General features: G+C 65.8%; 23 protein-coding genes. 8 read left to right on the top strand and 15 right to left on the bottom strand.

What is annotated here, in order from left to right:
* Nucleotides 1-23 precede the first annotated feature (23 nt).
* Together WC704_RS07105 and WC704_RS07100 are read right to left on the bottom strand one after the other, a co-directional pair.
* The gene (locus WC704_RS07105) at nucleotides 24-692 is read right to left on the bottom strand and encodes an NAD(P)H-dependent oxidoreductase (protein ID WP_372889222.1); all 669 of its coding nucleotides are present in this window, start codon (nucleotides 690-692) and stop codon (nucleotides 24-26) included.
* A 196-nt stretch (nucleotides 693-888) separates the two neighbouring features.
* The gene (locus tag WC704_RS07100) at nucleotides 889-1,998 is read right to left on the bottom strand and encodes a nitroreductase family protein (protein ID WP_372889221.1); all 1,110 of its coding nucleotides are present in this window, start codon (nucleotides 1,996-1,998) and stop codon (nucleotides 889-891) included.
* Nucleotides 1,999-2,145: 147 nt separating this feature from the next.
* On the opposite strand from WC704_RS07100, the gene WC704_RS07095 reads away from it, so the two are divergent.
* The 3 genes from WC704_RS07095 (at nucleotide 2,146) to WC704_RS07085 (ending at nucleotide 4,250) form a co-directional block, all read left to right on the top strand.
* Nucleotides 2,146-2,445, top strand: a complete 300-nt coding sequence (locus WC704_RS07095) for a PqqD family protein (protein ID WP_372889220.1) — start codon at nucleotides 2,146-2,148, stop codon at nucleotides 2,443-2,445.
* Nucleotides 2,446-2,512: 67 nt separating this feature from the next.
* Entirely contained in the window at nucleotides 2,513-3,391 is an 879-nt protein-coding gene (locus WC704_RS07090) for a hypothetical protein (protein WP_372889219.1), read from the top strand.
* A 1-nt stretch (nucleotide 3,392) separates the two neighbouring features.
* Entirely contained in the window at nucleotides 3,393-4,250 is an 858-nt protein-coding gene (locus WC704_RS07085; RefSeq protein WP_372889218.1) for a sulfotransferase domain-containing protein, read from the top strand.
* 12 nt (nucleotides 4,251-4,262) lie between these two features.
* Here the strand turns inward: WC704_RS07085 and WC704_RS07080 are convergent, their stop codons facing one another.
* Together WC704_RS07080 and WC704_RS07075 are read right to left on the bottom strand one after the other, a co-directional pair.
* The gene (locus tag WC704_RS07080; protein ID WP_372889217.1) at nucleotides 4,263-6,161 is read right to left on the bottom strand and encodes an asparagine synthase-related protein; all 1,899 of its coding nucleotides are present in this window, start codon (nucleotides 6,159-6,161) and stop codon (nucleotides 4,263-4,265) included.
* A 228-nt stretch (nucleotides 6,162-6,389) separates the two neighbouring features.
* The gene (locus tag WC704_RS07075; RefSeq protein WP_372889216.1) at nucleotides 6,390-6,551 is read right to left on the bottom strand and encodes a hypothetical protein; all 162 of its coding nucleotides are present in this window, start codon (nucleotides 6,549-6,551) and stop codon (nucleotides 6,390-6,392) included.
* 181 nt (nucleotides 6,552-6,732) lie between these two features.
* On the opposite strand from WC704_RS07075, the gene WC704_RS07070 reads away from it, so the two are divergent.
* Together WC704_RS07070 and WC704_RS07065 are read left to right on the top strand one after the other, a co-directional pair.
* On the top strand, nucleotides 6,733-9,144 hold the full coding sequence (locus WC704_RS07070) for a phosphoketolase (RefSeq protein WP_372889215.1): 2,412 nt from the start codon (nucleotides 6,733-6,735) through the stop codon (nucleotides 9,142-9,144).
* A complete protein-coding gene (locus WC704_RS07065) occupies nucleotides 9,132-10,145 on the top strand; it encodes an acetate/propionate family kinase (RefSeq protein WP_372889214.1) in 1,014 nt (337 codons plus the stop codon). The genes WC704_RS07070 and WC704_RS07065 overlap by 13 nt, the downstream gene beginning before the upstream one ends.
* 30 nt (nucleotides 10,146-10,175) lie before the next feature.
* On the opposite strand, the gene WC704_RS07060 is transcribed toward WC704_RS07065, so the two are convergent.
* From WC704_RS07060 to WC704_RS07050, 3 genes are all read right to left on the bottom strand, one after another.
* Complete coding sequence (locus WC704_RS07060; RefSeq protein ID WP_372889213.1) at nucleotides 10,176-10,814, bottom strand: response regulator transcription factor; 639 nt, start codon at nucleotides 10,812-10,814, stop codon at nucleotides 10,176-10,178.
* Nucleotides 10,804-11,517 (bottom strand): ATP-binding protein, encoded by a 714-nt coding sequence (locus WC704_RS07055; RefSeq protein WP_372889212.1) that lies wholly within the window; start codon nucleotides 11,515-11,517, stop codon nucleotides 10,804-10,806. Before WC704_RS07055 ends, WC704_RS07060 begins: the two co-directional genes overlap by 11 nt.
* Before the next feature lie 69 nt (nucleotides 11,518-11,586).
* Complete coding sequence (locus WC704_RS07050; protein WP_372889211.1) at nucleotides 11,587-12,138, bottom strand: N-acetyltransferase family protein; 552 nt, start codon at nucleotides 12,136-12,138, stop codon at nucleotides 11,587-11,589.
* Between the two features lie 184 nt (nucleotides 12,139-12,322).
* Between WC704_RS07050 and WC704_RS07045 the strand changes: the two genes are divergently transcribed.
* Nucleotides 12,323-13,564, top strand: a complete 1,242-nt coding sequence (locus WC704_RS07045; protein WP_372889210.1) for an NAD(P)/FAD-dependent oxidoreductase — start codon at nucleotides 12,323-12,325, stop codon at nucleotides 13,562-13,564.
* On the opposite strand, the gene hisC is transcribed toward WC704_RS07045, so the two are convergent.
* From hisC to WC704_RS07015, 6 genes are all read right to left on the bottom strand, one after another.
* Nucleotides 13,561-14,655 (bottom strand): histidinol-phosphate transaminase, encoded by a 1,095-nt coding sequence (gene hisC, locus WC704_RS07040; protein ID WP_372889209.1) that lies wholly within the window; start codon nucleotides 14,653-14,655, stop codon nucleotides 13,561-13,563. The genes WC704_RS07045 and hisC overlap by 4 nt on opposite strands.
* Before the next feature lie 63 nt (nucleotides 14,656-14,718).
* Nucleotides 14,719-16,437 carry a DEAD/DEAH box helicase gene (locus WC704_RS07035; RefSeq protein ID WP_372889208.1) on the bottom strand — a complete coding sequence of 573 codons (1,719 nt, stop codon included), beginning with the start codon at nucleotides 16,435-16,437 and terminating at the stop codon, nucleotides 14,719-14,721.
* A 181-nt stretch (nucleotides 16,438-16,618) separates the two neighbouring features.
* Nucleotides 16,619-16,987, bottom strand: a complete 369-nt coding sequence (locus WC704_RS07030) for an endonuclease domain-containing protein (RefSeq protein WP_372889207.1) — start codon at nucleotides 16,985-16,987, stop codon at nucleotides 16,619-16,621.
* A 175-nt stretch (nucleotides 16,988-17,162) separates the two neighbouring features.
* Nucleotides 17,163-18,341: an NAD(P)/FAD-dependent oxidoreductase gene (locus tag WC704_RS07025; RefSeq protein WP_372889206.1), complete on the bottom strand. Its 1,179-nt coding sequence runs from the start codon at nucleotides 18,339-18,341 to the stop codon at nucleotides 17,163-17,165.
* Between the two features lie 538 nt (nucleotides 18,342-18,879).
* On the bottom strand, nucleotides 18,880-20,445 hold the full coding sequence (locus WC704_RS07020) for an ATP-binding protein (protein ID WP_372889205.1): 1,566 nt from the start codon (nucleotides 20,443-20,445) through the stop codon (nucleotides 18,880-18,882).
* Nucleotides 20,442-21,125: a response regulator gene (locus WC704_RS07015; protein ID WP_372889204.1), complete on the bottom strand. Its 684-nt coding sequence runs from the start codon at nucleotides 21,123-21,125 to the stop codon at nucleotides 20,442-20,444. The genes WC704_RS07020 and WC704_RS07015 overlap by 4 nt, the downstream gene beginning before the upstream one ends.
* A gap of 136 nt (nucleotides 21,126-21,261) precedes the next feature.
* Between WC704_RS07015 and WC704_RS07010 the strand changes: the two genes are divergently transcribed.
* The gene (locus WC704_RS07010) at nucleotides 21,262-22,458 is read left to right on the top strand and encodes an acetyl-CoA C-acyltransferase (protein ID WP_372889203.1); all 1,197 of its coding nucleotides are present in this window, start codon (nucleotides 21,262-21,264) and stop codon (nucleotides 22,456-22,458) included.
* Between the two features lie 9 nt (nucleotides 22,459-22,467).
* Here the strand turns inward: WC704_RS07010 and WC704_RS07005 are convergent, their stop codons facing one another.
* Together WC704_RS07005 and WC704_RS07000 are read right to left on the bottom strand one after the other, a co-directional pair.
* Complete coding sequence (locus tag WC704_RS07005) at nucleotides 22,468-23,019, bottom strand: pseudouridine synthase (protein WP_372889202.1); 552 nt, start codon at nucleotides 23,017-23,019, stop codon at nucleotides 22,468-22,470.
* A gap of 84 nt (nucleotides 23,020-23,103) precedes the next feature.
* Nucleotides 23,104-24,300, bottom strand: a complete 1,197-nt coding sequence (locus WC704_RS07000) for an alpha/beta fold hydrolase (RefSeq protein ID WP_372889201.1) — start codon at nucleotides 24,298-24,300, stop codon at nucleotides 23,104-23,106.
* A gap of 79 nt (nucleotides 24,301-24,379) precedes the next feature.
* Here WC704_RS07000 and WC704_RS06995 point away from each other — a divergent pair, with 79 nt between their 5' ends.
* Nucleotides 24,380-25,165 carry an SDR family NAD(P)-dependent oxidoreductase gene (locus tag WC704_RS06995; RefSeq protein WP_372889200.1) on the top strand — a complete coding sequence of 262 codons (786 nt, stop codon included), beginning with the start codon at nucleotides 24,380-24,382 and terminating at the stop codon, nucleotides 25,163-25,165.
* Nucleotides 25,166-25,200 lie beyond the last annotated feature (35 nt).

Here is a 25,200-nt window from a genome sequence, read left to right as displayed (position 1 = left end):
GATCAACGTAACGTCATCCCGCCCTAGTCGCCGGTGAACGCCGCAACCGCATCCTGGGCGTGCGCGGCGTGGCGCGCCGCAGCGACTTCGCTGCAAATCTTGCGCGCCTGCGTTTCCACCTCGAGCAGGCATTCGGCGACGAAACGCGGCTCCATATCCTCGACGATCGCGCCGAAATGGACGTGGCCCGCATCGCGCAACCCGAAAATGCCCATCAAATAGCGATCGAACGCCTGGCGGATCGATTCCATCTGCCCCTGTTCGTCCAGCCAGATCCGCGTCGTCGCCGAGCTCGAAAAGGTCGCGAAGGATTTGCCGACCAGCACCGAATCCGGGCGATGGTCGCGGATCGAGGACGGCGTCTGCGCCACACCCAGCACACGGTCGACATAGCCCTTGATGATCGCGGGCGGCATCCCGAACCAGATCGGATAGACGAACACGATCACCTGCGCCTGCCGCAACAAGGCCAGTTCATGCGCGACATCGGCGGACATGCCGCTGGCATGTCCGGGCAGGCGACCGACGCGCAGGCACGGATCGAAATCGAGCGCATAGAGATCGCGCACCACCGCCTCCTGCCCGTTTTCGTGGACCGTTGTGCAGTAACGCTGGACGACTTCATGGTTGAAGCTGCCGGGCGATGGATGCCCCAGCACGACGACATGGCGGATCGGTTGGTTCGCAGGCATGATCGTTCCCCGGCTGGCGATTTGGACACAAGGATACCCGCCATTGCCGGGCTCCGGCAGAGTCGGGAATTACCTACAAGCGACGGCTATCAACCATGCGTACCCCCGCGAAAGCAGAGGCCCGGGGTTGCAGGCGCGTGCCGTGTTGCTCTGGGCTCCTGCTTTCGCAGGAGAACCAAGGGCACATGTAGCCACCTCAGGCCAGCACCGCCTCGACCGGCCGCCGCGCGGAAAAGGGCAGCCCTGCGCCATAGCCGAAGCGCATCACCAGATCGGGCCGTGCGCCCGGCGCGCCGATCAACCGCGCCAGTTCGGGTCGCAACCGCGCCACCTCGACTGGCTGGTTGATCATCGCATGGCGCAGCCCAAGCGCGGTCGCCTGCAACGCGAAGCGCTGGCACACCCGCCCCACCCGCACCCAATGCTCGGGATCGGCACGATCGCCGACGAACACCGCCACCCCCGCTGTGGACGCCATCTGGCGCGCATATTTGGCGTTTTCCGAAGACGCGGTGAACACTTGATCGAGCAGCAGTGGCACCAGCCATTCAGGCAGCACCGGCGCGCCTGATGTCACACTGAACAACCCGTCGCCGGTCGCCAGCGCGCGCTGCGGGGTGAAGCGCATCCAGCTTTTGAGCTCGCGCAGAAACGCAGCATCGGCCAGTTGCGCACTGTTGCCCGTCACCACCAGATCGCGCATTTGGTTGAGGCGCGGGCGATCGGTCAGCAACACCAGCGACACCCCCGGCTCCACCGCCGCCTGCGCCAGGTGCCGCAGCACCTCCGGCGCGACTGCGCGCCCATCATACACCGCGCGCGTCGATTGGCGGTGCGGGATCGCGGCGAACAGCGGCGACGCGACCGGCGCGCCGCGCTGCTGCCGCACCGACAGCGTACCGCTCGCGGTATCGAAACCGATCTCGCACGGCAACCCCGCCGCCGCCGAGGCCAGTGCCAGATTTTCCGCCGCACAGCCGAGACTCACGAACAAATGATGGTCGTCGGGGTCCACCACCGGCGTCCGGCGTGATCGATCGGGCAGGATGTCGATGCGGTTCTCGCCAATGCGGAACAGCCACGGCTGGGTATTGTGCCCATTGGCGGCAAGTGTCGCAAACCGCACCAGATCGCGCGCCACCGGCTGCGCCGCCAACGCGGCGCGGCTCTGCGCGACCGCGGCATCATAGCCGTCGAGCGACGCCAGCTCGCGATAGCCAAGCGCCGCCGCCCCCACTCCGGCGAGCACGACCGCCCCGCCCCCGATCAAGGTGGCACGACGACTGAAGCGGCGTTCGACGGTCATCGGTTGGCTCCCGGGTGCGCGCTGTGTGGGATGCAACGGGGCTGCGATGGGGTCGAGGGGCGGGAAGTACCTAGGGCACGCCTGTACCGCGCGTTGCGCAACGCTTCTACCTGTGGTGAAAACGGGCAAAATTGCAAAAGGGTGTTCATGCAAAATTTCGAAACCGACCACGGGCTGCTTATTGGGTCGATCACCCCCAATCCCGACATGCTGTCGACCGAGCTCGATGGCGATGTCGTACTGATGAGCGCCGAACAGGGCCGCTATTATGCGCTGGATGCAGTGGCGAGCTCGGTCTGGCGGAGGCTGGATGCGGGGCTGACGGGCGAAGCGCTGATTGCCGACCTTGTCGCCGATTTTCAGGGAAATTCGGAACAGATCCGCGCCGACGTGCTGGCGTTGTTGCGGAATTGGCTGAAGGAAGGGCTGGTTCGCGTCGATGCCTGATCCAATGCCCGCCCCGACGCAGGTGGATCGCGGCATTTTCCGACGCTACCGTATCTTCGGATGGCGAGTGGCAAGCGCCCTCGAGCTGCCCGGTTTGCCAGGCGACGACCCGGCGAACCCGGTCGATATCACCTTCCGTTTGGGCGAAGCGGCGCCGCTGGAAGATGCGGTGGCGCTTGGCGCGCTGGTTGCGCATGACCGCAACGGCTGCGCCCGTATCGAAATTCCGGGCGTCGCCGCGTTCGTGGTGCGCGATGGGCGCGAAGTCGAGATCGCGCCGCAAATGGCGCCCGGCGCGCCGGACATCGGTGTGTTCTTGCTTGGCAGCGTGATCGGCATTTTGTGCCATCAGCGCGGCGAGTTGCCGCTGCACGCAAGCTGTGTCGAAATCGACGGTCGGGCAGTGGCGTTCTCCGGCCTGTCGGGCAGCGGCAAATCAACGCTGGCGGCGGCGATGGTTGGGCGCGGTGCCCGGCTGCTGGCCGATGATGTTGCGATCGCCGCGCGCACCGCCAACGGCTTTCAGATCATGCCCGCCTTTCCGGGCCAAAAGCTGTGGCGCGATGCGCTCACATCGCTGGGTCTGCCGCCGGGACGCAAGCTGCGCAGCACCGGCGATGCCGAGAAATTCGAACATCTGGTCGGCAACGCGTTCTGCCCCGATCCGCGACCGCTGGCGGTGATCTGCCACCTGCGCCGCGAGCGGCACTCCACCGCACAACCACTGCTATATGCCGACCGGTTCCAGGCGCTGCAGGCCGTGAACGAAGCCGTCTATCGCTTGCCCATCGGCCAGGCGCTTAACGGACACGCGATGTTTAACACCGTTGGCGCGCTGGCGACATCGGTGCCGCAATTGTCGCTGCCGGTGCCGGACGATCTGGCCGAATTGCCGTCATTCGCGGCAGGCCTGTCGGCCTTGCTGCGCCGCTATGGCGGGGTGTGAAGTGCCGGAACACGCGGCAGCGCGGCTATATTGGGTCGCCTCCTACCCGAAATCGGGCAACACCTGGATGCGCGCGGCGCTGACCAGCCTGCGCCGTGGCGGCGCATCGGTCGATATCAATCGGCTGGACGGCGACCTGATTGCATCATCGCGCACGGTGTTCGACCGATATGCCGGGGTGGCGGCATCCGACCTTACCGATGCGGAAGTGCAGCGCCTGCGCCCGGCGGTGTTCCGCGATCTGGCACGGGCGCAACGCACGCCATTGTTGTGCAAGGCGCACGAAGCCTATGTCCGTGCGGGCGATGAGCCGCTATTTCCAGCCGACGCCACCCTGGGCGCGGTGTATATCGTGCGCGATCCGCGTGACGTGGCGGTGTCGATTGCCCATCACCGGCAATGGCCCTTGGCACGGGCGGTGGATTTCCTATGCACGCCGGGTGTCGACATGGCGGCATCGCGCGATCGGATGAACCGCCAGCTTTGCCAGCCGCTTGGATCGTGGAGCCAACACGTCGAAAGCTGGATCGCCCCGGACGGTGCGGCGGGTGCCTTCCCGGTGCGCGTCGTGCGGTATGAGGCGATGCACGACGACTTGTCGGCCATTTTGGAGGACATCGCACCGACGCTGGGCTTAAACGCCGACACTGCCCACCTTGCCGGGGCCGTTGCCGCCAGCCGGTTCGAGCAGTTGCAGCGCCAGGAAATCGCCAAGGGCTTCACCGAACGGCCTGCGACGATGCAGATGTTTTTCCGCACGGGAGGTGTCGGCGGCTGGCGCCACACGCTCTCCCCGGCGCAGGCGGCGAAGATCGAGGCGTGCCACGCACAATGGATGGAGCGACTCGGCTATCGCTGACCCCCACCCCGGTCAGAGCGTGGCGCCAAGCTGCTCCAGATAATCGAGGAAGCGCACCTGTTGCAGCGCGCGGTGCAGATACTGGACCCGCGCCACCTCGCCCGGCACCGTATCGCCGATCCGGCTCAGATGGGCACGGATTTTCACCACATCCAGGCAATGCCGCACCAGGGGCGATGCGATATACCGATCCAGTTCAGCCAGAAGGTGCGACGCCCGCGCCGTAACGCGCTGCACGGCTTCTGGGCATTGACGCCCGCGCAGCCGGTTTTGCACGATTGCTGCGGGTAACCGGTCCGACAGCACGCGCCGGGCGAGATAGCGCGTTTCGCCACCTCGCAAAAATTGTTCCAGCGGAATCGCCATGCAAAATTCGATCAAACGCTGGTCGGCAAGCGGCTGCGCAAATTCGGCACGCCAATAGCGCTGCAACGGCGCGTGTAGATGGCGTTGCCGCTGGCTGCGGCTGATATGCCAGGCGCGATGATCGGCACCGTTTGTGGGAATCGATGCCTCGTCTTCCAGTTGATAGCGCAGCCAATCCACGCTTTCGGCAAAACCGTCGGCCAGAAAGGCCCATTCCAGGCGCTGACGCGGCCACAAGCCGGGATCGCGACGCATCTTGCGATATCGGCTGAAATAGCGGCTGTTGCCGATCGCGCTGCGTGCAAGGCCGTAGGCGGAATTCCCGCCCCGCCGGGCGAGCCCCGCCAGCTCCGTGGCAAAGCGGATCAGCCTGCCCTGGTCGAGCAACGCCGGCAGCAGCGAGGTTCCGTCATAGCTGAGCGTGATGTTGCCAAAGCTGCCGGTCAGCACGCTGTGTACGCCGCGCTGCGCCGCCGCCGCATAAGCCGGGCTGAGCCACGCGGCGTTCAATGTGTTGTTCAGCGGCATCCCGGCAAGCCCAACGATTGCGGCATTGATGTCCTCTTCGACATCCACCGCACTCGAGGCATAAGCGACCTGCAACGCGGGAATCCGCTCGCTCAACGCCTGAACATACGGGCGTTCGTCAGTATATTGATGCGGCCTGTGCGGCAGCACCACACCGGGCGCCGGCACGCCGGTAAAGCCGAACACCGCAGTATCAGGCGCGACCGCAGCCGCCGTCGCCGCCAGCCCGGCACTGTCGAGACCGCCGCTAAGCGCGATGCCGACCGCACCGTGCGTCGGCAAGCGGCAGCGCACGGCTTCGTCCAGCAACGCGCGCGCGGCGTCGACATAGTCGTCGTCGCGGGCAAAGCGCAGGCTGGTTTGCGGCAACTGCCAATAGCGTCGTGTATCATCGCCACCGCGCGCGAAGCCCGCAATGCTGGCGGGGGCGACGGCGTGGATATCGCGCCAGATCGTGCGACCAACCGGGGGCAGACCATCGACCAGCACGTCAACAACCACGCGCGGGTCGAGCCGACGCACATCGGGGGCAAGCGCGAGCAGCACCGGAAGCGAATCGCTGAACACTACGCGATCCGCCTGTCGCAAATAATAAAGGATGTGCCATCCGCCGACATCGCGCGCGAGGTGCAGGCGGCGGTCCCGCGCGTCCCACACCGCATAAGCGAAATCACCCAACAGGTGCGCCGGTGCCTGGTCGTTCCAGCGCCGATGCGCGTCGGCGACGATGGTAGCCGGGTCCGTGGATTGGTCAGGCTGGGTCGGGAGCGCCGCGACATTATCGAGGCGCCCGACGAAAGCGGTCAACCGGTCGCCATCGTTGGCAAGCGTCGCCGATTTGCGACACCCCGCCACCCACGCATCACGCGCGACCGCAAAAGTGGCGCCGGCGTGGGTGCGGGTCTCTATGGTGGGATAGCCAGCCCCGGACAAGGCGCGACGCAACGCCTCGCCATCCGCTTCGGCGTTGGCGACGGCACCGGGATCAAGATGAACGATGCCCGCGATCGCGTACACGGCGACTCCTTATTCGCAGGCGCCGTGCCGACGCGCCCATTGTCTGCAGGTACGGGCGAACCCAGTCCCATCCGTTACAACCGAACCGGGCCTCCCTTCAGCTCAGGAGGCCCCACATATAACGGAAAAGGGAGTATCGGTATGCAAACGCCGTGCGCCCCACCACTCAATGCTACTGTCCGTGGCTAAGCAGCACATTCGCTCACACGACAACGCGCTGGTAATTTACTACGAAGCGTTACCGAACGAAGTCGGTGCGTCGAAATCAGGAAACCCGGCGGTTTGGGTGAGCGTGTTGATGTCCGCGACCACCACTGTCGGCGTGTTCCAGACCGGGCGGGTGTCGACGGCGCTTTCGCGATCCAAGTCCTTCACGTTGAAATCTGACATTACTTTCTCCCTTAACCCAGGATTTGTACATAAATGTCATTCGTTGCACCACCGCAAAATGTGGGTCGCAACGTTCGGCCAAACCCTGTGCCTCCTCCCGCCCGCGTATTTCCCGAAGCTGCCGCCCCGCGCGCCGCGAGGGCATAAACGCCGCCAGACCGCGCGCAGCACAGGAATTTCCATGACCAATCCGCTCCCCGCCTCGCCCGGCCCCGGCGCGCCCGTTGGCGCTCCGCCAGTCTCGGGCCCGCTCTCGCCCGATCTGCTGCGGCGGATGCACGGCTATTGGCGCGCTGCCAATTATCTGTCGGTCGGGCAGATCTATCTGCGCGCCAACCCGCTGCTCGATCGCCCGCTGGCGCTGGCCGACGTCAAGACGCGGCTGCTCGGCCATTGGGGCACCACGCCGGGGCTCAACCTGCTCTATGTCCATCTCAACCGGCTGATCGTCGAACACGATCTCAACATGATCGCGGTGATCGGACCGGGGCATGGCGGGCCGGGGCTGGTCGCCAACACGTATCTCGAAGGCTCCTATACCGAGCGTTATCCCGCGATCGAGCGCAGCCGTGGCGGCATGGACCGGCTGTTCCGCCAATTCTCCTGGCCGGGCGGTATCCCGAGCCATGTCGCGCCGGAGACGCCGGGGTCGATCCATGAAGGCGGCGAGCTCGGCTATTCGCTCGCCCATGCTTACGGCGCGGTGTTCGACAATCCCGATCTGATCGTCGCCTGCGTCGTCGGCGATGGCGAGGCCGAAACCGGCGCGCTGGCGACGAGCTGGCATTCCAACAAATTCCTCAATCCCGCGCGCGATGGCGCGGTGCTGCCGATCCTGCACCTCAACGGCTTCAAGATCGCCAACCCCACGCTGCTGGCGCGGATCGGCCGCGCGGAGCTGACCGAGCTGCTGCGCGGCTATGGTTACGATCCGCATTTCGTGATTGGGGATGATCCCGAGACGGTCCATCAGGCGCTGGCCGCAACGCTCGACGCGACTTTGGCCCAAATCCACGCGATTCAAAAAGCCGCGCGCGACGGCACCGCAGGGGAAGAGCGCCCGCGCTGGCCGATGGTGGTGCTGCAAACCCCCAAGGGCTGGACCGGCCCCAAAATGGTCGATGGCAAGCGGGTCGAAGGTACGTGGCGCGCGCACCAGGTGCCGATCGCCGATTTCAAGGACCCGGAGCATCTCCGCCAGCTCGAAGAGTGGCTGCTGAGCTACCGCCCCGCCGAGCTGTTCGACGAGACCGGCAAGTTCCGCGAGGACTATGCGGCGCTCGCGCCGACCGGGCACCGCCGCATGGGCGCCAACCCGCACGCCAATGGCGGGGAATTGCTCGTGCCGCTGATCCTCCCCGATTTCCGCGCCCACGCCGTCGCGCAAAGCGGGCATGGCACGGTCAAGGCGGCGGCGACGGCGGTGCTCGGCGGTTTCTTGCGCGATGTGATGGCGCTCAATCTGGAGGCCGCCAATTTCCGCCTGTTCGGCCCCGACGAGACCGCCTCCAACCGGTTGCAGGCCGTCTATGACGTCACCGGCAAGGCCTGGATGGCCGAGGTCGAGCCGGTCGATGAGCACCTCTCGCGCGACGGCCGGGTGATGGAGGTGCTGAGCGAGCATCTCTGCGAGGGCTGGCTCGAAGGCTATCTGCTCACCGGGCGGCACGGGCTGTTCTCGTGCTACGAAGCCTTCATCCACATCATCGATTCGATGTTCAACCAGCACGCCAAATGGCTGAAGGTCACGCGTGGCATCCCGTGGCGGCGGCCGATCGCCTCGCTCAATTATTTGCTGACCTCGCATGTCTGGCGGCAGGACCATAATGGCCTGTCGCATCAGGACCCGGGCTTCCTCGATCATGTCGCCAACAAGCGGGCCGAGGTGGTGCGCATCTATCTGCCCGCCGATGCCAATTGCCTGTTGTCGGTCGCCGATCACTGCCTGCGCAGCCGCAATTATGTAAACGTCATCGTCGCGGGCAAGCAGCCCGAGTGGCAATGGCTCGGCATCGAGGACGCCGTGCGCCACTGCACCACGGGGGCAAGCGCGTGGGAATGGGCGAGTGATCCGGGCGACCCCGATGTGGTGATGGCCTGCGCCGGTGACGTGCCCACGCTGGAGACGATGGCGGCGGTGCAGTTGCTCCGCCAATTCGTGCCTGACATCCGCATCCGCGTCGTCAACGTCGTCGATCTGATGGTGTTGCAACCGCAATCGGAGCATCCCCACGGCCTCGACGAGCGCGCCTTCGATGCGCTGTTCACCACCGACAAACCCGTGATCTTCGCCTTTCACGGTTATCCGTCGCTGATCCACAAGCTCGCCTATCGCCGCGCCAACCACCGCAATTTTCATGTGCGCGGCTATAAGGATGAAGGCACCACGACGACGCCATTCGACATGGTCGTGCTCAACGATCTCGACCGTTATCGCCTGGCGCTCGACGCGATCGAACGCATCCCGCGCCTGCGGGAGCGCGTGCAGGCCGAGACCGAACGCTATTGGACGATGATCGAGCGCCACAAGCTCTACATCGCCGAACATGGCGAGGATCTGCCCGAAGTGCGCGACTGGCAATGGACGCGGTGAGCAGCAAGCGCGTCCTCACGCTCAACGGCGGCTCGTCCTCGGTTAAATACGGCGTTTATGCGGTCGGCGATGCGGTGGTCGAACTGTCCACGGGCGAAGTCGAACATGCCGATGTCGATGCCGCCGTGTTCGCTGAGATCGACGGTGGGCAGCCCGATGCGATCGGCCACCGCATCGTGCATGGCGGCATCGACCTGTTCGCGCCGGTGCTGATCGATGCGGGCGTACTCGTGCGGTTGCAGGCGGCAACCGCGTTCGCGCCGCTGCACGGCCCGGCCTCACTGCGGATGATCGCGCTGGCGCAGGCGCGCTATCCCGGCGTGCCGCAGATCGCGTGCTTCGACACCGGCTTCCACGCCAGCCTCCCCGCCATCGCCGCCACGCTGCCCATCCCCAAGGCGCTGCGCGATGCAGGCGTGCGGCGCTACGGCTTCCACGGCCTGTCGTGCGAATCGATCCTCGCGCAACTGGGCGATGCCGTGCCCAATCGCCTCATCATCGCGCATCTCGGCAATGGCGCCAGCGTCACCGCTGTGCTGGGCGGGCAATCGGTCGACACCAGCATGGGGCTCACGCCCTCGGGCGGCGTGGTAATGGGCACGCGCACCGGCGATATCGATCCCGGCCTGTTGCTCTATCTGATGCGCGAACGCGGCCTGGATGCAGCGGAAATCGAAACGCTGATCGATCGCCAATCCGGCCTGCTCGGCCTGTCGGGGCGCTCGAGCGACCTGCGCGTGCTGCACGCAGCGGGCGATGCCGCCGCGACGCTCGCCCTCGCCATCTTCTGCCGCTCGGTCGCCAAGCAGATGGCGGGGATGCTGGTGGTGCTGGGCGGTGCCGATCTGATCGTCTTCACCGGCGGCATTGGCGAGCATGACGCAGCGGTGCGCGCCGCTATCTCAGCCGATCTCGCCTTTGCCGGGCCGATCGCGCAGCGCGTGCTGCCCTCGCACGAAAATACGCAGATCGCGCGGCATGTCGGCCAGCTCCTGGGCTGACGTGCGCGGCGGTCGCAGGAACGTCGGCTTTCATTCGACCGACGGCGCATGGAGCCGCGCGGCAAACGCCAGCCGCAGCACATCCGAAATCGAACGCACGCCCAGCTTGTGCGTCAGGTTTGCCCGGTGCGCCTCCACCGTGCGCGTCGAAATGCCAAGCTTGTAGGCGGTGATCTTATTGGGTTGGCCGTTGACCAGCCCATCGAGCACGTCGCGCTCACGCGGCGTCAACGCGGCAAGGCGAACGCTCGCCTCGATCGCGCTCAACTGCTGCGCCTGCGTGTTCGCCAACCGCGTGAAGGCTTCTTCGATCGCGTGCAACAGCGCGGTCTTCTCGAACGGCTTCTCCAGGAAATCGACCGCGCCCGCCTTGATCGCGCGCACCGACAACGAGATATCGCCATGCCCGGTCAGCACGATCACCGGAAAGGCGATCCCGCGTTCGTTGAGCAGGCGCTGGACCTCAAGCCCGTCTATCCCCGGCATCCGAATATCCAGCAACACGCACCCCGGCATGGCATGGCCTACCGCCGCGAGGAATGCGGTGCCCGACGCATAGGTCTGCACCTCGAATCCCGCGGTCCGCAGCAGAAACCCGGCCGAGCGCCGGATCGCATCCTCATCGTCGACCAGATGGATAACGCGCTTGTCTGGGTGCCTATCCGGCATGAGGCATGCTCCGCATCAAGGTGAAATGAAACGCCGTACCGCCCCCCATCACGGGATCCGCCCCAATATACCCGCCATGCGCCTCGACGATCGTCTGGCAAATCGACAGACCCAGCCCCATACCATCCTGCTTGGTCGAGGCAAAAGCCTGGAACAGCCGATCAGCCATTTCTGGGGCAATGCCGACCCCGGTGTCGGCGACGGTCACCTCAAGCAAATCCTTGGAAACGAACGCAGTCGTGATCGTCAATCGCCGGCGCGGCGAATCCGCCATCGCCTGAAGTGCATTGCGGATAAGGTTGACCAGGACTTGCTGGATCTGGACGCGGTCGACATGCGCGCATTCGCTGTCCGCGGCACAGGTCATCACCGTTTCAACGCCCGCCTGATCGGCACCGATCAAGCCAAGACTGGCGGCTTCGCGTACCAGGGCATTGCGCGGTTCGGCCTGCTGCGCGACATCCCCGCGCGCCACCGGTGGATAGAACAGTCCAAAGTGCCGACCCAGAATTTCGGCCTGGGTCCACCCCTTGACGCGCTCGGCACCACGATTCCAGATCGTCACATGCCCGCCGGGATCGAGCATATAGATCGCATGGTTGGTCGCGCCATCGATCAGCAAGCCAAGCTCTTCGTTGAGCAGAGCGAGATCGCGCGCATCGCTGCCTTGGGTTTCGGCGAGCGTCATGGGCAGTCGTACCACGCCATCGCGCCAACCCGGTCACGAATTCGACGACAACGATCCCGGCAAGCGTTGCGCTCTTCGCACCCCTTACATCGGGCGGTTGGGCATCCCCGCACGTGGCGCATCGTGGGCAAGTTTGCGGCTGACCAGCAACAGGCTCGAATCCCCCGGATAGCATTCGACGGTGAAGCCCATTTCGCGCTCCAGCTCGATCGCGGCGTGATTTTCGCGGCTTTCGATCGCCTCGAGCACCTTGACGCCCTTCGCCTCGGCGAAGCGGGCGACATAAGCGAGCAATTCCCAGCCCACGCCCTTGTTCTTGAAGTCCTTGCGGATCGCGATCGCGACCTCGCCATGATCGAAATTCGCGTCGCACGCGAGCATCGCGGTGGCGATCATCATCGACCCGTCCTTGGTGAAGGCGAGGAAATTCTCCGACCAGCGATGATCGACATGCGTCAACGCGGCGACTTGGTCGGGGCGCACTTCGTCGATCCCGGTCAAAAAGCGAAAGCGCAAATCCTCATGCGTTACGTGCGTGAAGAACTCGGCGACCGTGCCATCATCGTCGGGGCAGGCCGGACGTACATGAAATTCGAAACCCGTCCGGGTCGTGAGATGCTCGCTCGAATGAATCATGGGACGACCTTTCGTATAGGAGTCGGTCGATCGGCGACACGCTCCGCTGCGCGCCGAATACGGTGAAGGCGGGTGCCAAGGTAGCTGCGGAAACTACCTATTCGGGCAGCAAGCGGCATTGCCGGGATTGATCCGCAAGGAAGGGTCTTTCATGGCAGCGCGACAAACGATGTGGAGATCCGCCATGACCGACACCGCTATGACGTTCGACGTGCTGATCGTCGGCGCGGGGCATGGCGGAGCCCAGGCGGCGATCGCGCTGCGTCAACGCAAGTTCGCAGGTACGATCGGCTTGCTCGGCGACGAACCGGAGCTTCCCTATGAGCGCCCGCCTTTGTCGAAGGAATATCTGGCCGGCGACAAACCCTTCGATCGCATCCTGATCCGCCCGGCAGCCTTTTGGGTTGAGCGCGAGGTGACATTGTTGCCCGGACATCGCGTAGCTTCGGTCGATTCGTCCGCTCACACGGTGACCATCACGGACGGTAGCACGATCGGTTATCGCACCTTGATCTGGGCAACCGGTGGCGCGCCCCGACGATTGACCTGCGCCGGGCATGATTTGCGCGGTGTCCACAGCGTGCGCACGCGCGCCGATGTCGACCAGATCATGCGCGAACTCGCCTCGGTCGAGCGCGCAATCGTCATCGGTGGCGGCTATATTGGGCTCGAGGCCGCCGCCGTGCTGACCAAACTTGGCAAACACGTCACCGTACTGGAGGCGGCGCCGCGCGTGCTGGCGCGCGTCGCGGGCGCACCGCTCTCGCATTTCTATGAAGCTGAGCACCGCGCGCACGGTGTCGATCTGCGCACCGGCGTCTCGGTCGAGTCGATCGTCGGCAAGGACGGGGCGGCGTGCGGCGTGCGGCTTGCCGACGGCACGATCCTGCCCGGGGAACTCGTCATCGTCGGCATCGGCATCATCCCCGCCGTCGCGCCCCTGCTTGCGGCGGGCGCGGACGGCGGCAATGGGGTGAACGTCGATGCGCTATGCCGCACCAGCCTGCCCGACATCTTCGCGATCGGGGACTGCGCGGCGCACCCCAATCCTTACGCCGATGGCGCTATAATCCGGCTCGAATCGGTGCAAAATGCCAATGACCAGGCAACCACCGTCGCCAAGCTGCTGACCGGCGAGGAAACCCCTTATGACGCCGTACCGTGGTTCTGGTCCAACCAATATGATTTGAAGCTGCAGACCGTTGGCCTGTCGATCGGTTATGATGCGGTCGTGCTGCGCGGCGATGTGGCGACGCGCAGTTTCTCGGTAACCTACCTCAAGCACGGCCACGTTATCGCGCTCGACTGCGTCAATGCGACCCGCGACTATGTGCAGGGCCGCGCTTTGGTAATGGCGCACGCGGTGATCGATCCCGCGCGGTTGGCCGATACGGCAATCCCGTTGAAAGAGATGCTGTCCGTTTAGACGCCCACGATCTCGCGGAGCGCCGCCGCCAGCCCGCGCGTTTCCGCCTCGGTGCCGATCGTGATGCGCAAGCCGTTCGCCAGCCCCTGCCCCGGCAACCAGCGCACGATATAGCCACGCTCCAGCAGCGCTTTATACGCCGTCTCGGCAGTCACCGCGCCTTCGAACAGCACCAGCAGGAAATTGGCTTCGCTCGACACCGCGCGCAAACCGGCATTGCCAAGCTTGGCGATCTCGTCCTTGAACCAGGCGCGCCACACACGGTTATGCTCGCGCGACGCGCTGATGAAGTCGGCCGCACCCAGCGCCGCAATCGCCGCTTCCTGGCCCGCCGTGGTGCAGCAGAACGGCGCGCGGATGCGGTGCATCGCCGCAATCGCCTCGGCAGAACCATAGGCCCAGCCGATCCGTTCGGCAGCAAGCCCGTGAATCTTGGAGAAGGTCCGCGTGACGATTACATTGGCGGCGGTCCGCGCCAGTTCCAGCCCGCCATCGTCATCCTCAGGCGCCAGATATTCGGCATAAGCCTGGTCGAGCACCAGCATGACATGCGCGGGCAAGCCGGCGTGCAGCCGCGCAATCTCGGCCTTGTCGGCAAAGGTGCCCGTCGGATTGTTGGGGTTGGCGACGAACACGAGGCGGGTACGATCGGTCACGGCGGCGTGGATCGCATCGACATCGGTCGCGTAATCGCGGTCGGGCGCGACCACCAGCGTCGCACCGACGCGGCGCGTGGCGATTTCATAGACGGCAAAGCCATAGCGAACCTGGATCACTTCATCGCCCGGCCCGGCATAGGCTCCGGCGGCGAGATGCAAAATCTCGTCCGAGCCGGTGCCATAGATTACCCGTTCGGGATCAAGCCCGTGATGCGCGGCAACCGCATCACGCAGCGCCGCCGCGCCCGCATCGGGATACCGCGACAGATCGCCCACATGCTGCGCGAACGCAGCTTGCGCCTGCGCACTGGTGCCCAGCGGATTCTCGTTCGACGACAGCTTGACGACCGGGGCGTCACCATCGGTGGTTGACCGCCCCGGAACATAAGGAGCGATCGCCATGATCCACGGCTTGGGTTGGGGTGCGTTCATGCCCCGCGCGTTAGCGGAGAAGCCACGCAACTTCAAATCCTCCCCGGTACGGGGAGGATCGCATTACCGCTGCGGCCGCTTGTTCGCGCCGCCGGGCCGCAGCGTCGGGCGCGGGTTGTGTCGCACCGGAGCCGGGCCATTGGCGCGGCGCGGGCCACGCTCGGCCTCGACCGGTCCACCCTGTACCGCCTCGAACTGCACGCCGCCCTCGGCCTCTTCGCCCGCGGTGCGCTTCACCGCTGCCATAAACTTCGCGGCAATCGCGCTTGGCACCTGGAACATCGTCTCATTGGCGGCGATGCGGATCGCGCCGACTTCGTTCTTGGTGATGTGCCCGCGACGACAGATCAACGGCAGGATCCAACGCGGATCGGCATTCTGCCGCCGCCCGATATCCATGCGGAACCATTTGATGTCGTCAAAGCCTTCGCGGTGATGCTCCTTGCCGGGCTCGCGCTGGTTCGCCCCACCCTGCTCGATCATTTCCTCAGGCGCGGGCATCCGCGCGCGATAGCTGCGCACCAGCGCCGCCGCGATATCCTCGGGGCTCTTCTTCTCGAGCAATTGCTGCGCCAATGCGCGATCGTCCTCGTCGACTTCGACGTCATCCATCAGCATCGTCATCAGTCGCGACTTGTCGGCCTTGCGGATGTCGTCGACGGTCGGCGCGTTCATCCATTCGACCGCGATCCGCGCGCCGCGCAGCATCATCTCGACGCGGCGCTTGCGCTGATACGGCACGATCAGGATCGCGGTGCCCTTCTTGCCCGCGCGACCGGTACGGCCCGAGCGATGCTGCAGCGTCTCGGCATCGCGCGGCAGTTCGACGTGAATGACGAGGCTCAGCGACGGCAGATCAAGCCCGCGCGCCGCAACGTCGGTCGCCACGCACACCCGCGCGCGCTTGTCGCGCAGCGCTTGCATCGCGGCGTTGCGCTCATTCTGGCTATGCTCGCCCGAGAGCGCGACCGCAGCAAAACCGCGCTCGATCAACCCGGCGTGCAAATGCCGCACATTGTCGCGCGTCGCGCAGAACAGGATCGCGGTTTCCGCCTCATGCAGCCGCAACAAATTGACCACCGCATTCTCGATATCGGCGGGCGCAACGGTCACCGCTTGATAGCTGATGTCGCCATGACCGCGATCCTCGCCCACGGTCGAAATGCGCAACGCATCTTTCTGGTAACGCCGCGCCAGCGCCACGATCGACTTGGGCATCGTCGCCGAGAATAAGAGCGTACGGCGCTCGGACGGCGACGCGTCGAGGATCAGCTCAAGATCCTCGCGGAAACCCATGTCGAGCATTTCATCGGCTTCGTCGAGAATGACCGCCTTGAGGTTGGACAGATCGAGCGCGCCGCGTTCGATATGGTCGCGCAAACGCCCCGGCGTGCCGACGACGATGTGCGCGCCGTGGCTGAGCGAGCGGCGTTCGCGGCTGGCGTCCATGCCGCCGACGCAGGTTGAAATGCGCGCACCGGCCTTGGCGTAGAGCCATTCGAGCTCGCGGCTCACCTGCAACGCGAGTTCGCGCGTCGGCGCGATGGCGAGTGCCAGCGGCGCGCGCGGCGGCGGCAGGCGGCCTTCGTCTTCGGTCAGCAATTGCGGGGCGATGGCGAGGCCGAAAGCGACGGTCTTGCCCGAGCCGGTCTGCGCCGAAACGATCAGATCGCGGCCCTCGGCGGCGGGTTCGATGACCGAAGCCTGAACCGGGGTGGGAGCGGCATAGCCACGAGCGGAAAGCGCTTCGGCAAGAAGCGTGGGGAGGTGTGAAAAGGGCATGGTATTCCGGATATGGGGGCGGCGGAGGCGCACGCCAAAGCGAGCGCTTAGCACGGGTGCGCAGGAAATGCACGGGGGGTGCGCAATTGGTATCGCGCGGGCGGGGTTTCGGGCGGCTGGCGTGAGAAGATACGGAGAGCAACCCACCCCCGACCCCTCCCTTTCAGGGAGGGGAGCGACACTACTTCTTCCTCCCCTCCCTGAAAGGGAGGGGCTGGGGGTGGGTCGGCCCGCAAGCGCGCGCGACTTCGATCAAAATCGCCTCCGCCACGCCATCAGGATTGGCGGTCACCTCAGAATTCCAAAACCGCATCACCCGCCACCCGACACTTTCCAGAAACGCCGTGCGCTCCGCATCATAAGATGAGTCGAAGTGCTGGCTGCCATCAAACTCCACCGCCAGCCGAACTTCGCGACAGGCGAGGTCGAGGATATAGCGCCCGACCACCAACTGCCGCGTAAAACGCGGTCGGTATGCCCGCAGCCGCAACCACACCAACCGCTCCGCCTCGGTCGCGTTGCTGCGCAACGCGCGGGCGCGACGAGTCATTTCAGGCGGGACGCGCAGCACCTTTGAAGACTGCCGTGCCATGATACGGAGAGCAACCCACCCCCCAAGCCCCTCCCTTCCAGGGAGGGGAGAAGAATGTTGCGCCTCCCCTCCCTGAAAGGGAGGGGTTGGGGGTGGGTCGGCCAGCCGCAGCGCGACCTCGATCAAGCGCCCCCTAAACCACCATCCCAGCCGCCCAACCGCTCGCCCAGGCCCATTGGAAATTATACCCGCCGAGCCACCCCGTCACATCGACCGCCTCGCCGATCGCATATAGGCCCGGCACCTTACGCGCTTCCATCGTTTGCGACGAAAGCTCCGCAGTCGAAATCCCGCCCGCCGTCACTTCGGCCTTGGCAAAGCCCTCGGTGCCATTCGGCGTGAACGCCCAGTCCGCCAATTGCCGCGCCGCCGCCTCGACCGCTTTGTCGGTCGCCGCGCCCAATTCGCCCTCGATGCCCAAACGGTCGGCGAGCGTCTCGGCCAGCCGTCCCGGCAAATGGTTCGACAAGGCCGAGGCCAGCGACACGCGCGGCCGCGCATGTTTCGCCGCCACCAGCCAGCCCGGTTTCAGCGCGGGCAGAAAATCGATCGCGACTGGCTCGCCGTGCCGCCAGTAAGACGACACTTGCAGGATCGCCGGGCCACTCAGCCCCTTATGCGTGAACAGCGCCGCCTCGCGGAAGCGTGTCTTGCCAACGCGCGCGACCACCTCCGCCGCCACCCCCGACAAAGCCCGGAACAGCGTTTCCTCGCCCCCCAGCGTCAGCGGCACCAGCGCCGGGCGCGGCTCGACCACTTTCAGCCCGAAACGCCGCGCCAGATCATAAGCAAAGCCGGTCGCGCCCATTTGCGGGATGGACGGACCGCCCGTCGCGATTACCAGAGCGGGCGCGCTGGCGGTACGGTTGCCGAAGGTGACGCGATACTGCCCGTCGGCGTGTGCGACATCGCTGATCGGGGCTCCCAGTGCGATCTCCACCCCACCCCGATCGCATTCGTCCTGCAACATCGCGACGATCTGCTTGGCCGAGCCATCGCAGAACAATTGCCCCAGCGTCTTTTCGTGCCAGGCGATGCCGTGGCGTTCGACCAAGGCGATGAAATCGGCAGCGGTGTAGCGCCCCAGCGCCGATTTGGCGAAATGCGGGTTGGCCGAGAGATAGCGATCGGCGGCGGTATGCACGTTGGTGAAATTGCAGCGCCCGCCGCCCGAAATCAGGATCTTTTTGCCGATCGCCTCAGCATGATCGATCAGCAGCACGCGGCGTCCGCGTTGTCCGGCGGTGGCGGCGCACATCAGGCCCGCCGCGCCCGCGCCTAGGATGATGGTGTCGTAACAAGAGGTCGTCATCGGGCGGCTGTACACGCTTTTGCGGAAATATCTCTGGGGAAGGCGAGGAATAGGGTTTCCACGCGAAGACACGAAGAAGGTGTTTTCGCGCAGAGGCGCAGAGGAAAAGGAGAGAGCACAAATGAGCGCGACAGCGCTCCCCAAACGCGCTCTGGGTCTCCCGGCATCAGCCCCGAGCATACCCCCTCCGCGTCCTCTGCGCCTCTGCGACAATATCTTCTTCCTCTTCGTGGCTTCGTGGCTTTGTGCGAACAACCCTTCTCCCCAACGCCCAAGTGCCCCACCGACCAGTGCCACCAGCGCTCGGAAATTTTCTCGCACAAAGCCACAAAGGCACGAAGGAAGAAGGTGTCTCACGCCGAGCCGCGGAGGCGCGGAGAGAAGAAAGAGCAGAAAAACGAGCGCGCAGCGCTCCCTCACTGCCTCTTTTGTCTCCCGACATTAACCCCGAGCACACCCCCTCCGCGCCTCCGCGTCTCCGCGCGAACACCCCTTCTTCGCGCCTTCGCGTGAAAACCCTTCTTCGCAGCCGCCCCCCTCAAGCGCGCAGGAGGCAGATCCGAAAGCACGCCCCCGCCGCCACCGGTTCGGCGACGATCGTGCCGCCGCTCGCCGCCAGCAAGGAGCGCGCAATGGCGAGGCCAAGGCCAGCGCCGCCTTCCTCGCGCCGCCCGGTGAAGAACGGCTCGAAGATGCGCTCGATATCCGCCGCCGCGATTCCCGGCCCGTCGTCCGCCACCGTCAGCCGCACGCCGCCAATGTCCTCAACCCGGATCGTCACCAGCGAAGCCCCCGCCTGCCGCGCATTTTCAACGACCGTTTCCAGGATCGTCTCGATCGCAGCACTCGTCACTCGCGCCTCGGCCACGGCACCCGCCTGCACCTCGACCGCAAAGCCTTCCCCCCGAAAGGAATCCGCCACGCGCCACGCCGCTGCAACGATATCGGCGCGCGCATCCGCATCGATTGTCGCCATGTCGGCGCGCGCCAGGTCCAGCAAACGCTGCACCAGGCGCGCCAACCGATCGGCATCCGCCGTCGCATTGCCGATAAAACGCGCGCGCTCGGCCGTACTCATCCCCGCGCCATGCTCGTCGAGCAGTTCCAGCGCACCGCGAATCCCCGCGATCGGCGTCTTGAACTCATGCGCCACCGCCGCCGCGACATCGCGCAAATAGCGCTGCCGCCGCTCGATCCGCTCGGCCATCGCACGGAAATTGTCGTAGAGCTGCGCGATCTCGATCGCCGCGGTCACCGGCGTTTCCGGCACCACCGGCACGCCGCGCGCCACCTCGTCGCTGGCGCGCGCCAGCGCCATGATCGGCCGCGCAATGCCGCGCGACAACAACCCTGCCAACGCCAGCAGCGTCACGAAGATCAGCCCGGCGCCCAGCAAAATCGCGAAACGGTCCTGCCAGATGCCGATGAACAGCCCGCGCGGCGAGCGCGTCACCATTACCACGCCGATCACCTTGCCATCGGCAATCACCGGGCGCGCGTGATGCACGCGGATCGCATAAGCGCGGCTGAGCGCGGCGCGCCAATCGGCCATTTCGGCGGCGCTGCGTTCGCGCAGCACCGTCGCGCTGTGTCCGGCCAAAGCCGCACGCACTTCGGCCAGCCCGGCCAGACCGCGCCCGGCATCACCGCGCCCCAGCACCACAATCCCTTGCGCATCCAGCAGACGGGTTCCGGTCAGCGTCACCGCCACCGCATCGCCGACCATTGGCCGCAGCCGCGCCGCGACCTGCAGCGCGCGCGCATCCGCCACGCCTGCCCGCACCCCAGCCGGTGCGCGCGGCAGCACCGGCATGGTACGCAAATCGATCGCAGGCGCTTCGGGCGCGAGCGGGCGGGCCGATGGATCGGGCTGCGCGGCGTGCGCGGCGTCATACCACGCCGCTTTATACGCCGCCGCCAGCACCACGCTTTGTGCGATCAGTTCGGACTCGGTCTGCTGGACGAGCGTATTTTCATAAACGCGCAGCGACAGCGCGGCGACGCCCGGCAGCGACGCCACGAACAGCAAGGTGCCGAACAGAATCGCGCTCAGATGCAGGCGCGGCCAATGCGCCTTGGCCAGCGCCTTCAGCCAGCCGATCACCCACAGCGACCGATGCGATAGCCGATCCCCGCGCGCGTCTCGACCAGATCGACGCCCGGAAACTTGCCGCGCAAATTGCGCACATGGCTGTCGATCGTGCGATCGGTGATGGCAAAGCCCGGCCCGTGCAGCCGATCGATGATCGCATCGCGCGAGAACACCTTGGCCGGGCTGGTCGCGAACAACAAAAGCAACTGGAATTCGGTCGCGGTCAGCGCGACCGGCACCCCGTCCCAGCGCGCCTCCCAGCCATCGGTGTCGAGCGTCAGCCGGTTGTGCGTAACCGTCGTCGCCCCCACCGCCGCGCGCGTACCGCGTTTCAAAATCGCGCCGACCCGCGCCACCACTTCGCGCGGCGAGAACGGCTTCACCACATAATCGTCGCCACCAATCTCGATCCCGACGATGCGGTCGATTTCGTCATCGCGCGAGGACAGGAACAGGATCGGCAGCGCCGCCGCCGCCCCGCCCTCGGCGCGGAGCGCGCGGCACAGATCGAGGCCGTTCAGCCGCGGCATGTTGATATCGAGCACCATCAGATCGGGCATCCGCCTGGCGATCGCTGCCTGCGCCTCCTCGCCATCGCTCGCCTCGGCCACGCTCATCCCCGCCTTGCCCAGCGCGAAGGCGAGCAGGTCGCGGATATGCGGGTCATCATCGACGATCAGGATGTGGCTCATAGGCGGCATTGTGGCTCCGGGATGCGACCGGTCAACCGTGTAGCACACGACGCGTCCACGCATGATCCGGCGCTTGTGGAGAAAGCGTGCAGGCTCTACACCTCCATTCCATACCCAAAGCTCGAAAGACCCTGCCATGCGTGAAGCTGCGATCGTCTCCACCGCCCGTACCCCGATCGGCAAGGCCTATCGCGGCGCGTTCAACGCGACCGAAGCACCGGTGCTCGCCGCGCATGTGATGAACGCCGCAGTCGCGCGCGCGGGGATCGACCCGGTGCGCATCGACGAGATTTTCTGGGGAGTCGGCAATCAATGGGGCAGCCAGGGCGGCAATGCCGGGCGCATGGCGACCTTCGCGGCGGGCTTGCCCGAAACCGTCCCCGCCTTCACGCTCGATCGCAAATGCGGTTCAGGACTGACCGCGATCGCACTGGCCGCGCGCAGCATCCTCTGCAACGAAATCGACGTGGCGTTGGCGGGTGGCATGGAATCGGTCAGCCTCACCGTCACCAAGGATGCGCCACGCTTCATCAATCAATCGGTGATCGCGCGCGAACCGGCGGCCTATGTGCCGATGATCGAAACCGCCGAGATCGTCGCCGAGCGCTATGGCATCAGCCGCGCCGCGCAGGATGCTTATGCCGCGCAAAGCCAGCAGCGCGCGGCGCGCGGGCTCGAAACCGGGGCGTTCCGCGAAGAGATCGCGCCGATTACCGTTGAAAAAGCGCTGTTCGACAAGGAGGGCAATCGCACCGGCAGCGAGACCGTGACGCTCGCGCAGGACGAAGGCATTCGCGCGGGCACAACGGCGGAAGCGCTGGCGGGATTGAAGACGGTATGGCCCGGCGGCGACTTTTCCGGCCCCGGCCAGCATGTGACGGCGGGCAATGCCAGCCAATTGTCGGACGGTGCCTCGGCGCAGATCGTGATGGACCATGCGACGGCGCTTGCCGAGGGGCGCGAGGTGCTTGGCCTGTATCGCGGTTTCCAGGCGGCGGGCTGCGCGCCCGATGAAATGGGCATCGGCCCGGTCTTCGCCATCCCCAAACTGCTCGCTCGCGCCGGGCTGTCGGTCGCCGACATCGGTTTGTGGGAACTCAACGAAGCGTTCGCCTCGCAATGCCTGTATTGCCGCGACATGCTCGGCATCGATCCCGATCGCTACAACGTTAATGGCGGCGCGATCGCGATCGGCCATCCCTTCGGCATGACTGGATCGCGCCTCGTCGGCCACGCGCTGATCGAGGGGCGCAAGCGCGGCGTGCGCTGGGTGGTGGTGTCGATGTGCACCGCAGGCGGCATGGGCGCGGCAGGCTTGTTCGAGATCGTGTAAGCGCCCGGCTTACCCCACCGCCACCTCGCGCAACGTCCCCGGCGCCAAGCCGTCGAGCGTCCACGCGCCAATGCTCCAGCGCACCAGCCGCAACGTCGGGTAACCCACCGCCGCCGTCATCCGCCGTACCTGGCGATTGCGCCCCTCGCGGATCGTCAGCCGGAGCCAGCAATCGGGCACGCTCTTGCGGAACCGTACCGGCGGATCGCGCGGCCACAGTTCGGGCGCGGCGATCCGCTCAACCTCGGCCGGGCGCGTGATGCCATCCTTCAACTCCACCCCCTGCCGCAGCCGGTCAAGGCTGGCGGCATCGGACTCCCCCTCAACCTGAACGAGATAGGTCTTGGGCAATTTGAAGCGCGGATCGGCGATGCGCGCCTGCAGCCGTCCATCATCGGTCAACAGCAACAGCCCCTCGCTATCGCGGTCGAGCCGCCCGGCCGGATAAACCCCCGGCACCGCGATGAAGTCCGACAGCGTCGCGCGTGCCGCACCGATGCTGCTATCGGTGAATTGCGACAGCACGTCATATGGCTTGTTGAACAGGATCAGCCGCGCCATCGCCTCGTGTCTTTCCGCCCAGGGCCCAGATGCCCGCACGGGGCTTTGCGCAGCGGCGCGCGCGCTGTCCAGCGGCGGTATGCGCTACACCAGCCGGGTCTCGATCACCGGCGCGCTCTCCAGCGTGCGATGCACCGGACATTTGTCGGCGATGACCAGCATCCGCATCCGCTGTGCCTCGGTCAGATCGCCCTGCAAGGTAATGCGCCGCTCGATCACTTCGATCTGCGGCCGCCCTCCGGCTGCCGCGGCGCAATCGTCGGCATGGCGGCGGCTGTGGTGGAGCACCACCGAAACGCCGGTCAGCGGGATGCCTTCCTTCTCGGCGACCAGTTTCAGCGTCATTGCGGTACAGGTGCCTAGCGCCGACAACAGCAAGTCATACGGCGTCGGCCCGTAATCGCTGCCCCCCGCCGCCAGCGGTTCGTCGACGAGAAAGCTGTGGCCCGAGGATTCGACGATCTGGACGAATTTGGCATCGGTCGAACTCACCCGCACATGGCCCTCTGGCACGGCATCAGTCGCCATCGCGGGTCCAAGGAAGGGCTGCACCCACGCCGCGATGATCTGTGCGACGTAGCGCGCCTGTTCGGCGTCGGTCAGCAAATGGTCCGCCCCGTCGAGCGCGACGAAGCTCTTGGGATGTTTCGCCGCCTCGAAAATCGCGCGCGCATTTTCGACGCCAACGGTCGCGTCGGTGGCCGAATGCAGCACCAGCAGCGCGCGTTTCAGCCGCGCCAGCCGCGCCGCCTGATCCTGCCCCTCGACCGAGGCAAGAAACTCGCGCCCGATGCGAAACGGGCGCCCGCCGATCGAAACGTCGCGCGGTGTGTCGGCAATGTCGTGTACGCCCTGAATCAAATGCAGCACATGGCGCGGATCAAACGGCGCGGCGATCGTCACCACCGCCTTGGCCGAGGGGATGCGTTCCGCCGCCGCAATCACCGCTACCCCGCCCAGCGAATGCCCGATCAGGATCGCCGGTGCGCCCACATCCCCTTCCAGGAACGCCGCCGCCGCGACGAGATCATCGACATTCGCGCCGAAATGGCTGTCGGCGAACGCGCCCTCGCTTTGGCCGAGCCCGGTAAAATCGAAGCGCAGCGTGGCAATGCCCTGTTCGGCGAGCGCCAGGCTCACCCGCCGCGCGGCATGGCTTTGCGCGGTGCAGGTGAAGCAATGCGCGAACAGGGCCACCGCACGGATGCGACCCGGCGGAATTTCCAGCGATCCGGCGAGGTGGACGCCCGCTGCGTTGAGGAACCGTACGTCGCGTTTCATCGCATCCTCCAGCCGAGCATAGCGATTGCCCGTTATCGCGCCGCGCTATAGCATCAACCTACCTCTCAGGAGCAACAGGATGCGCGACGGCACCGTTCTGATCACCGGCGCGTCCGCCGGGCTTGGCGCACGATTCGCGCTGGCACTGGCGGCGGAGGGGCGCGACGTGCTGCTCGTCGCCCGGCGTGCCGATCGCCTTGCCGCGCTGGCCACGGAGATCCGCGAAACGCATTCGGTCGCGGCCCACGTCATTGCGTGCGATCTCGCGCTTCCCGACGCCGCCGCGATCCTTTTCCGGGAGATTGCCGCGCGCGGGCTGACGGTCGATACGCTCATCAACAATGCCGGCTTTGGCGCGCGCGGCACCTTTGCCGAGATCGATCGCGCGACGCAGGCACGCATGGTGGATCTCAATTGTCGCGCGCTGATGGAGTTATGCCACGCCGCCTTGCCCGCGATGATCGCGCGTGGCGGCGGCAGCATCCTGAACGTTGCCTCGACCGCTGCCTTTCAACCGGGCCCGTGGATGAGCGTCTATTACGCGACCAAGGCGTTCGTGCTGAGCTTCTCCGAGGGCTTGCACGAGGAAGTAAAGGGGCAGGGTATCCATGTCTCGGCACTGTGCCCCGGCCCGACGCTGACCGAATTTGCCGAGGTCGCCGACATGGCCGACAGCGACCTGTTCAAGCGATTTGCCAGAGACCCCGATGCGGTGGTGCGCGACGGATTGCGCGCCTTGTCGGCCAATCGCGCGGTCGCAGTGTCGGGCACGCTGAACCGCGTGACGGCAGGCGCGGTCCGCTTCCTCCCGCGCCGCATCGCGCGAACGCTGGCCGGCTCGCTGCAACGGGTGCGCAGGGCCTGAACGGGTGATCGGTCCATCGACCGCACGACGATGTG

This window comes from Sphingomonas sp., assembly GCF_041661885.1.
Taxonomy (GTDB): Bacteria; Pseudomonadota; Alphaproteobacteria; order Sphingomonadales; family Sphingomonadaceae; genus Sphingomonas.
The sequence above is the reverse complement of the archived record's forward strand: the minus strand, read 5'-3'. Positions and strand labels throughout refer to the sequence as shown.

What these genes read in the sequence shown, in the direction of transcription:
- WC704_RS07075 (WP_372889216.1), bottom strand. Translation starts at nt 6,551, where the DNA reads ATGTCAGATTTCAACGTGAAGGACTTGGATCGCGAAAGCGCCGTCGAC.
- hisC (WP_372889209.1), bottom strand. Translation starts at nt 14,655, where the DNA reads ATGAACGCACCCCAACCCAAGCCGTGGATCATGGCGATCGCTCCTTAT.
- WC704_RS07010 (WP_372889203.1), top strand. Translation starts at nt 21,262, where the DNA reads ATGCGTGAAGCTGCGATCGTCTCCACCGCCCGTACCCCGATCGGCAAG.
- WC704_RS07095 (WP_372889220.1), top strand. Translation starts at nt 2,146, where the DNA reads ATGCAAAATTTCGAAACCGACCACGGGCTGCTTATTGGGTCGATCACC.
- WC704_RS07000 (WP_372889201.1), bottom strand. Translation starts at nt 24,300, where the DNA reads ATGAAACGCGACGTACGGTTCCTCAACGCAGCGGGCGTCCACCTCGCC.
- WC704_RS07070 (WP_372889215.1), top strand. Translation starts at nt 6,733, where the DNA reads ATGACCAATCCGCTCCCCGCCTCGCCCGGCCCCGGCGCGCCCGTTGGC.
- WC704_RS07030 (WP_372889207.1), bottom strand. Translation starts at nt 16,987, where the DNA reads ATGACTCGTCGCGCCCGCGCGTTGCGCAGCAACGCGACCGAGGCGGAG.
- WC704_RS07045 (WP_372889210.1), top strand. Translation starts at nt 12,323, where the DNA reads ATGACCGACACCGCTATGACGTTCGACGTGCTGATCGTCGGCGCGGGG.
- WC704_RS07065 (WP_372889214.1), top strand. Translation starts at nt 9,132, where the DNA reads ATGGACGCGGTGAGCAGCAAGCGCGTCCTCACGCTCAACGGCGGCTCG.
- WC704_RS07100 (WP_372889221.1), bottom strand. Translation starts at nt 1,998, where the DNA reads ATGACCGTCGAACGCCGCTTCAGTCGTCGTGCCACCTTGATCGGGGGC.
- WC704_RS07105 (WP_372889222.1), bottom strand. Translation starts at nt 692, where the DNA reads ATGCCTGCGAACCAACCGATCCGCCATGTCGTCGTGCTGGGGCATCCA.
- WC704_RS07050 (WP_372889211.1), bottom strand. Translation starts at nt 12,138, where the DNA reads ATGATTCATTCGAGCGAGCATCTCACGACCCGGACGGGTTTCGAATTT.
- WC704_RS07060 (WP_372889213.1), bottom strand. Translation starts at nt 10,814, where the DNA reads ATGCCGGATAGGCACCCAGACAAGCGCGTTATCCATCTGGTCGACGAT.
- WC704_RS07015 (WP_372889204.1), bottom strand. Translation starts at nt 21,125, where the DNA reads ATGAGCCACATCCTGATCGTCGATGATGACCCGCATATCCGCGACCTG.
- WC704_RS07025 (WP_372889206.1), bottom strand. Translation starts at nt 18,341, where the DNA reads ATGACGACCTCTTGTTACGACACCATCATCCTAGGCGCGGGCGCGGCG.
- WC704_RS06995 (WP_372889200.1), top strand. Translation starts at nt 24,380, where the DNA reads ATGCGCGACGGCACCGTTCTGATCACCGGCGCGTCCGCCGGGCTTGGC.
- WC704_RS07005 (WP_372889202.1), bottom strand. Translation starts at nt 23,019, where the DNA reads ATGGCGCGGCTGATCCTGTTCAACAAGCCATATGACGTGCTGTCGCAA.
- WC704_RS07035 (WP_372889208.1), bottom strand. Translation starts at nt 16,437, where the DNA reads ATGCCCTTTTCACACCTCCCCACGCTTCTTGCCGAAGCGCTTTCCGCT.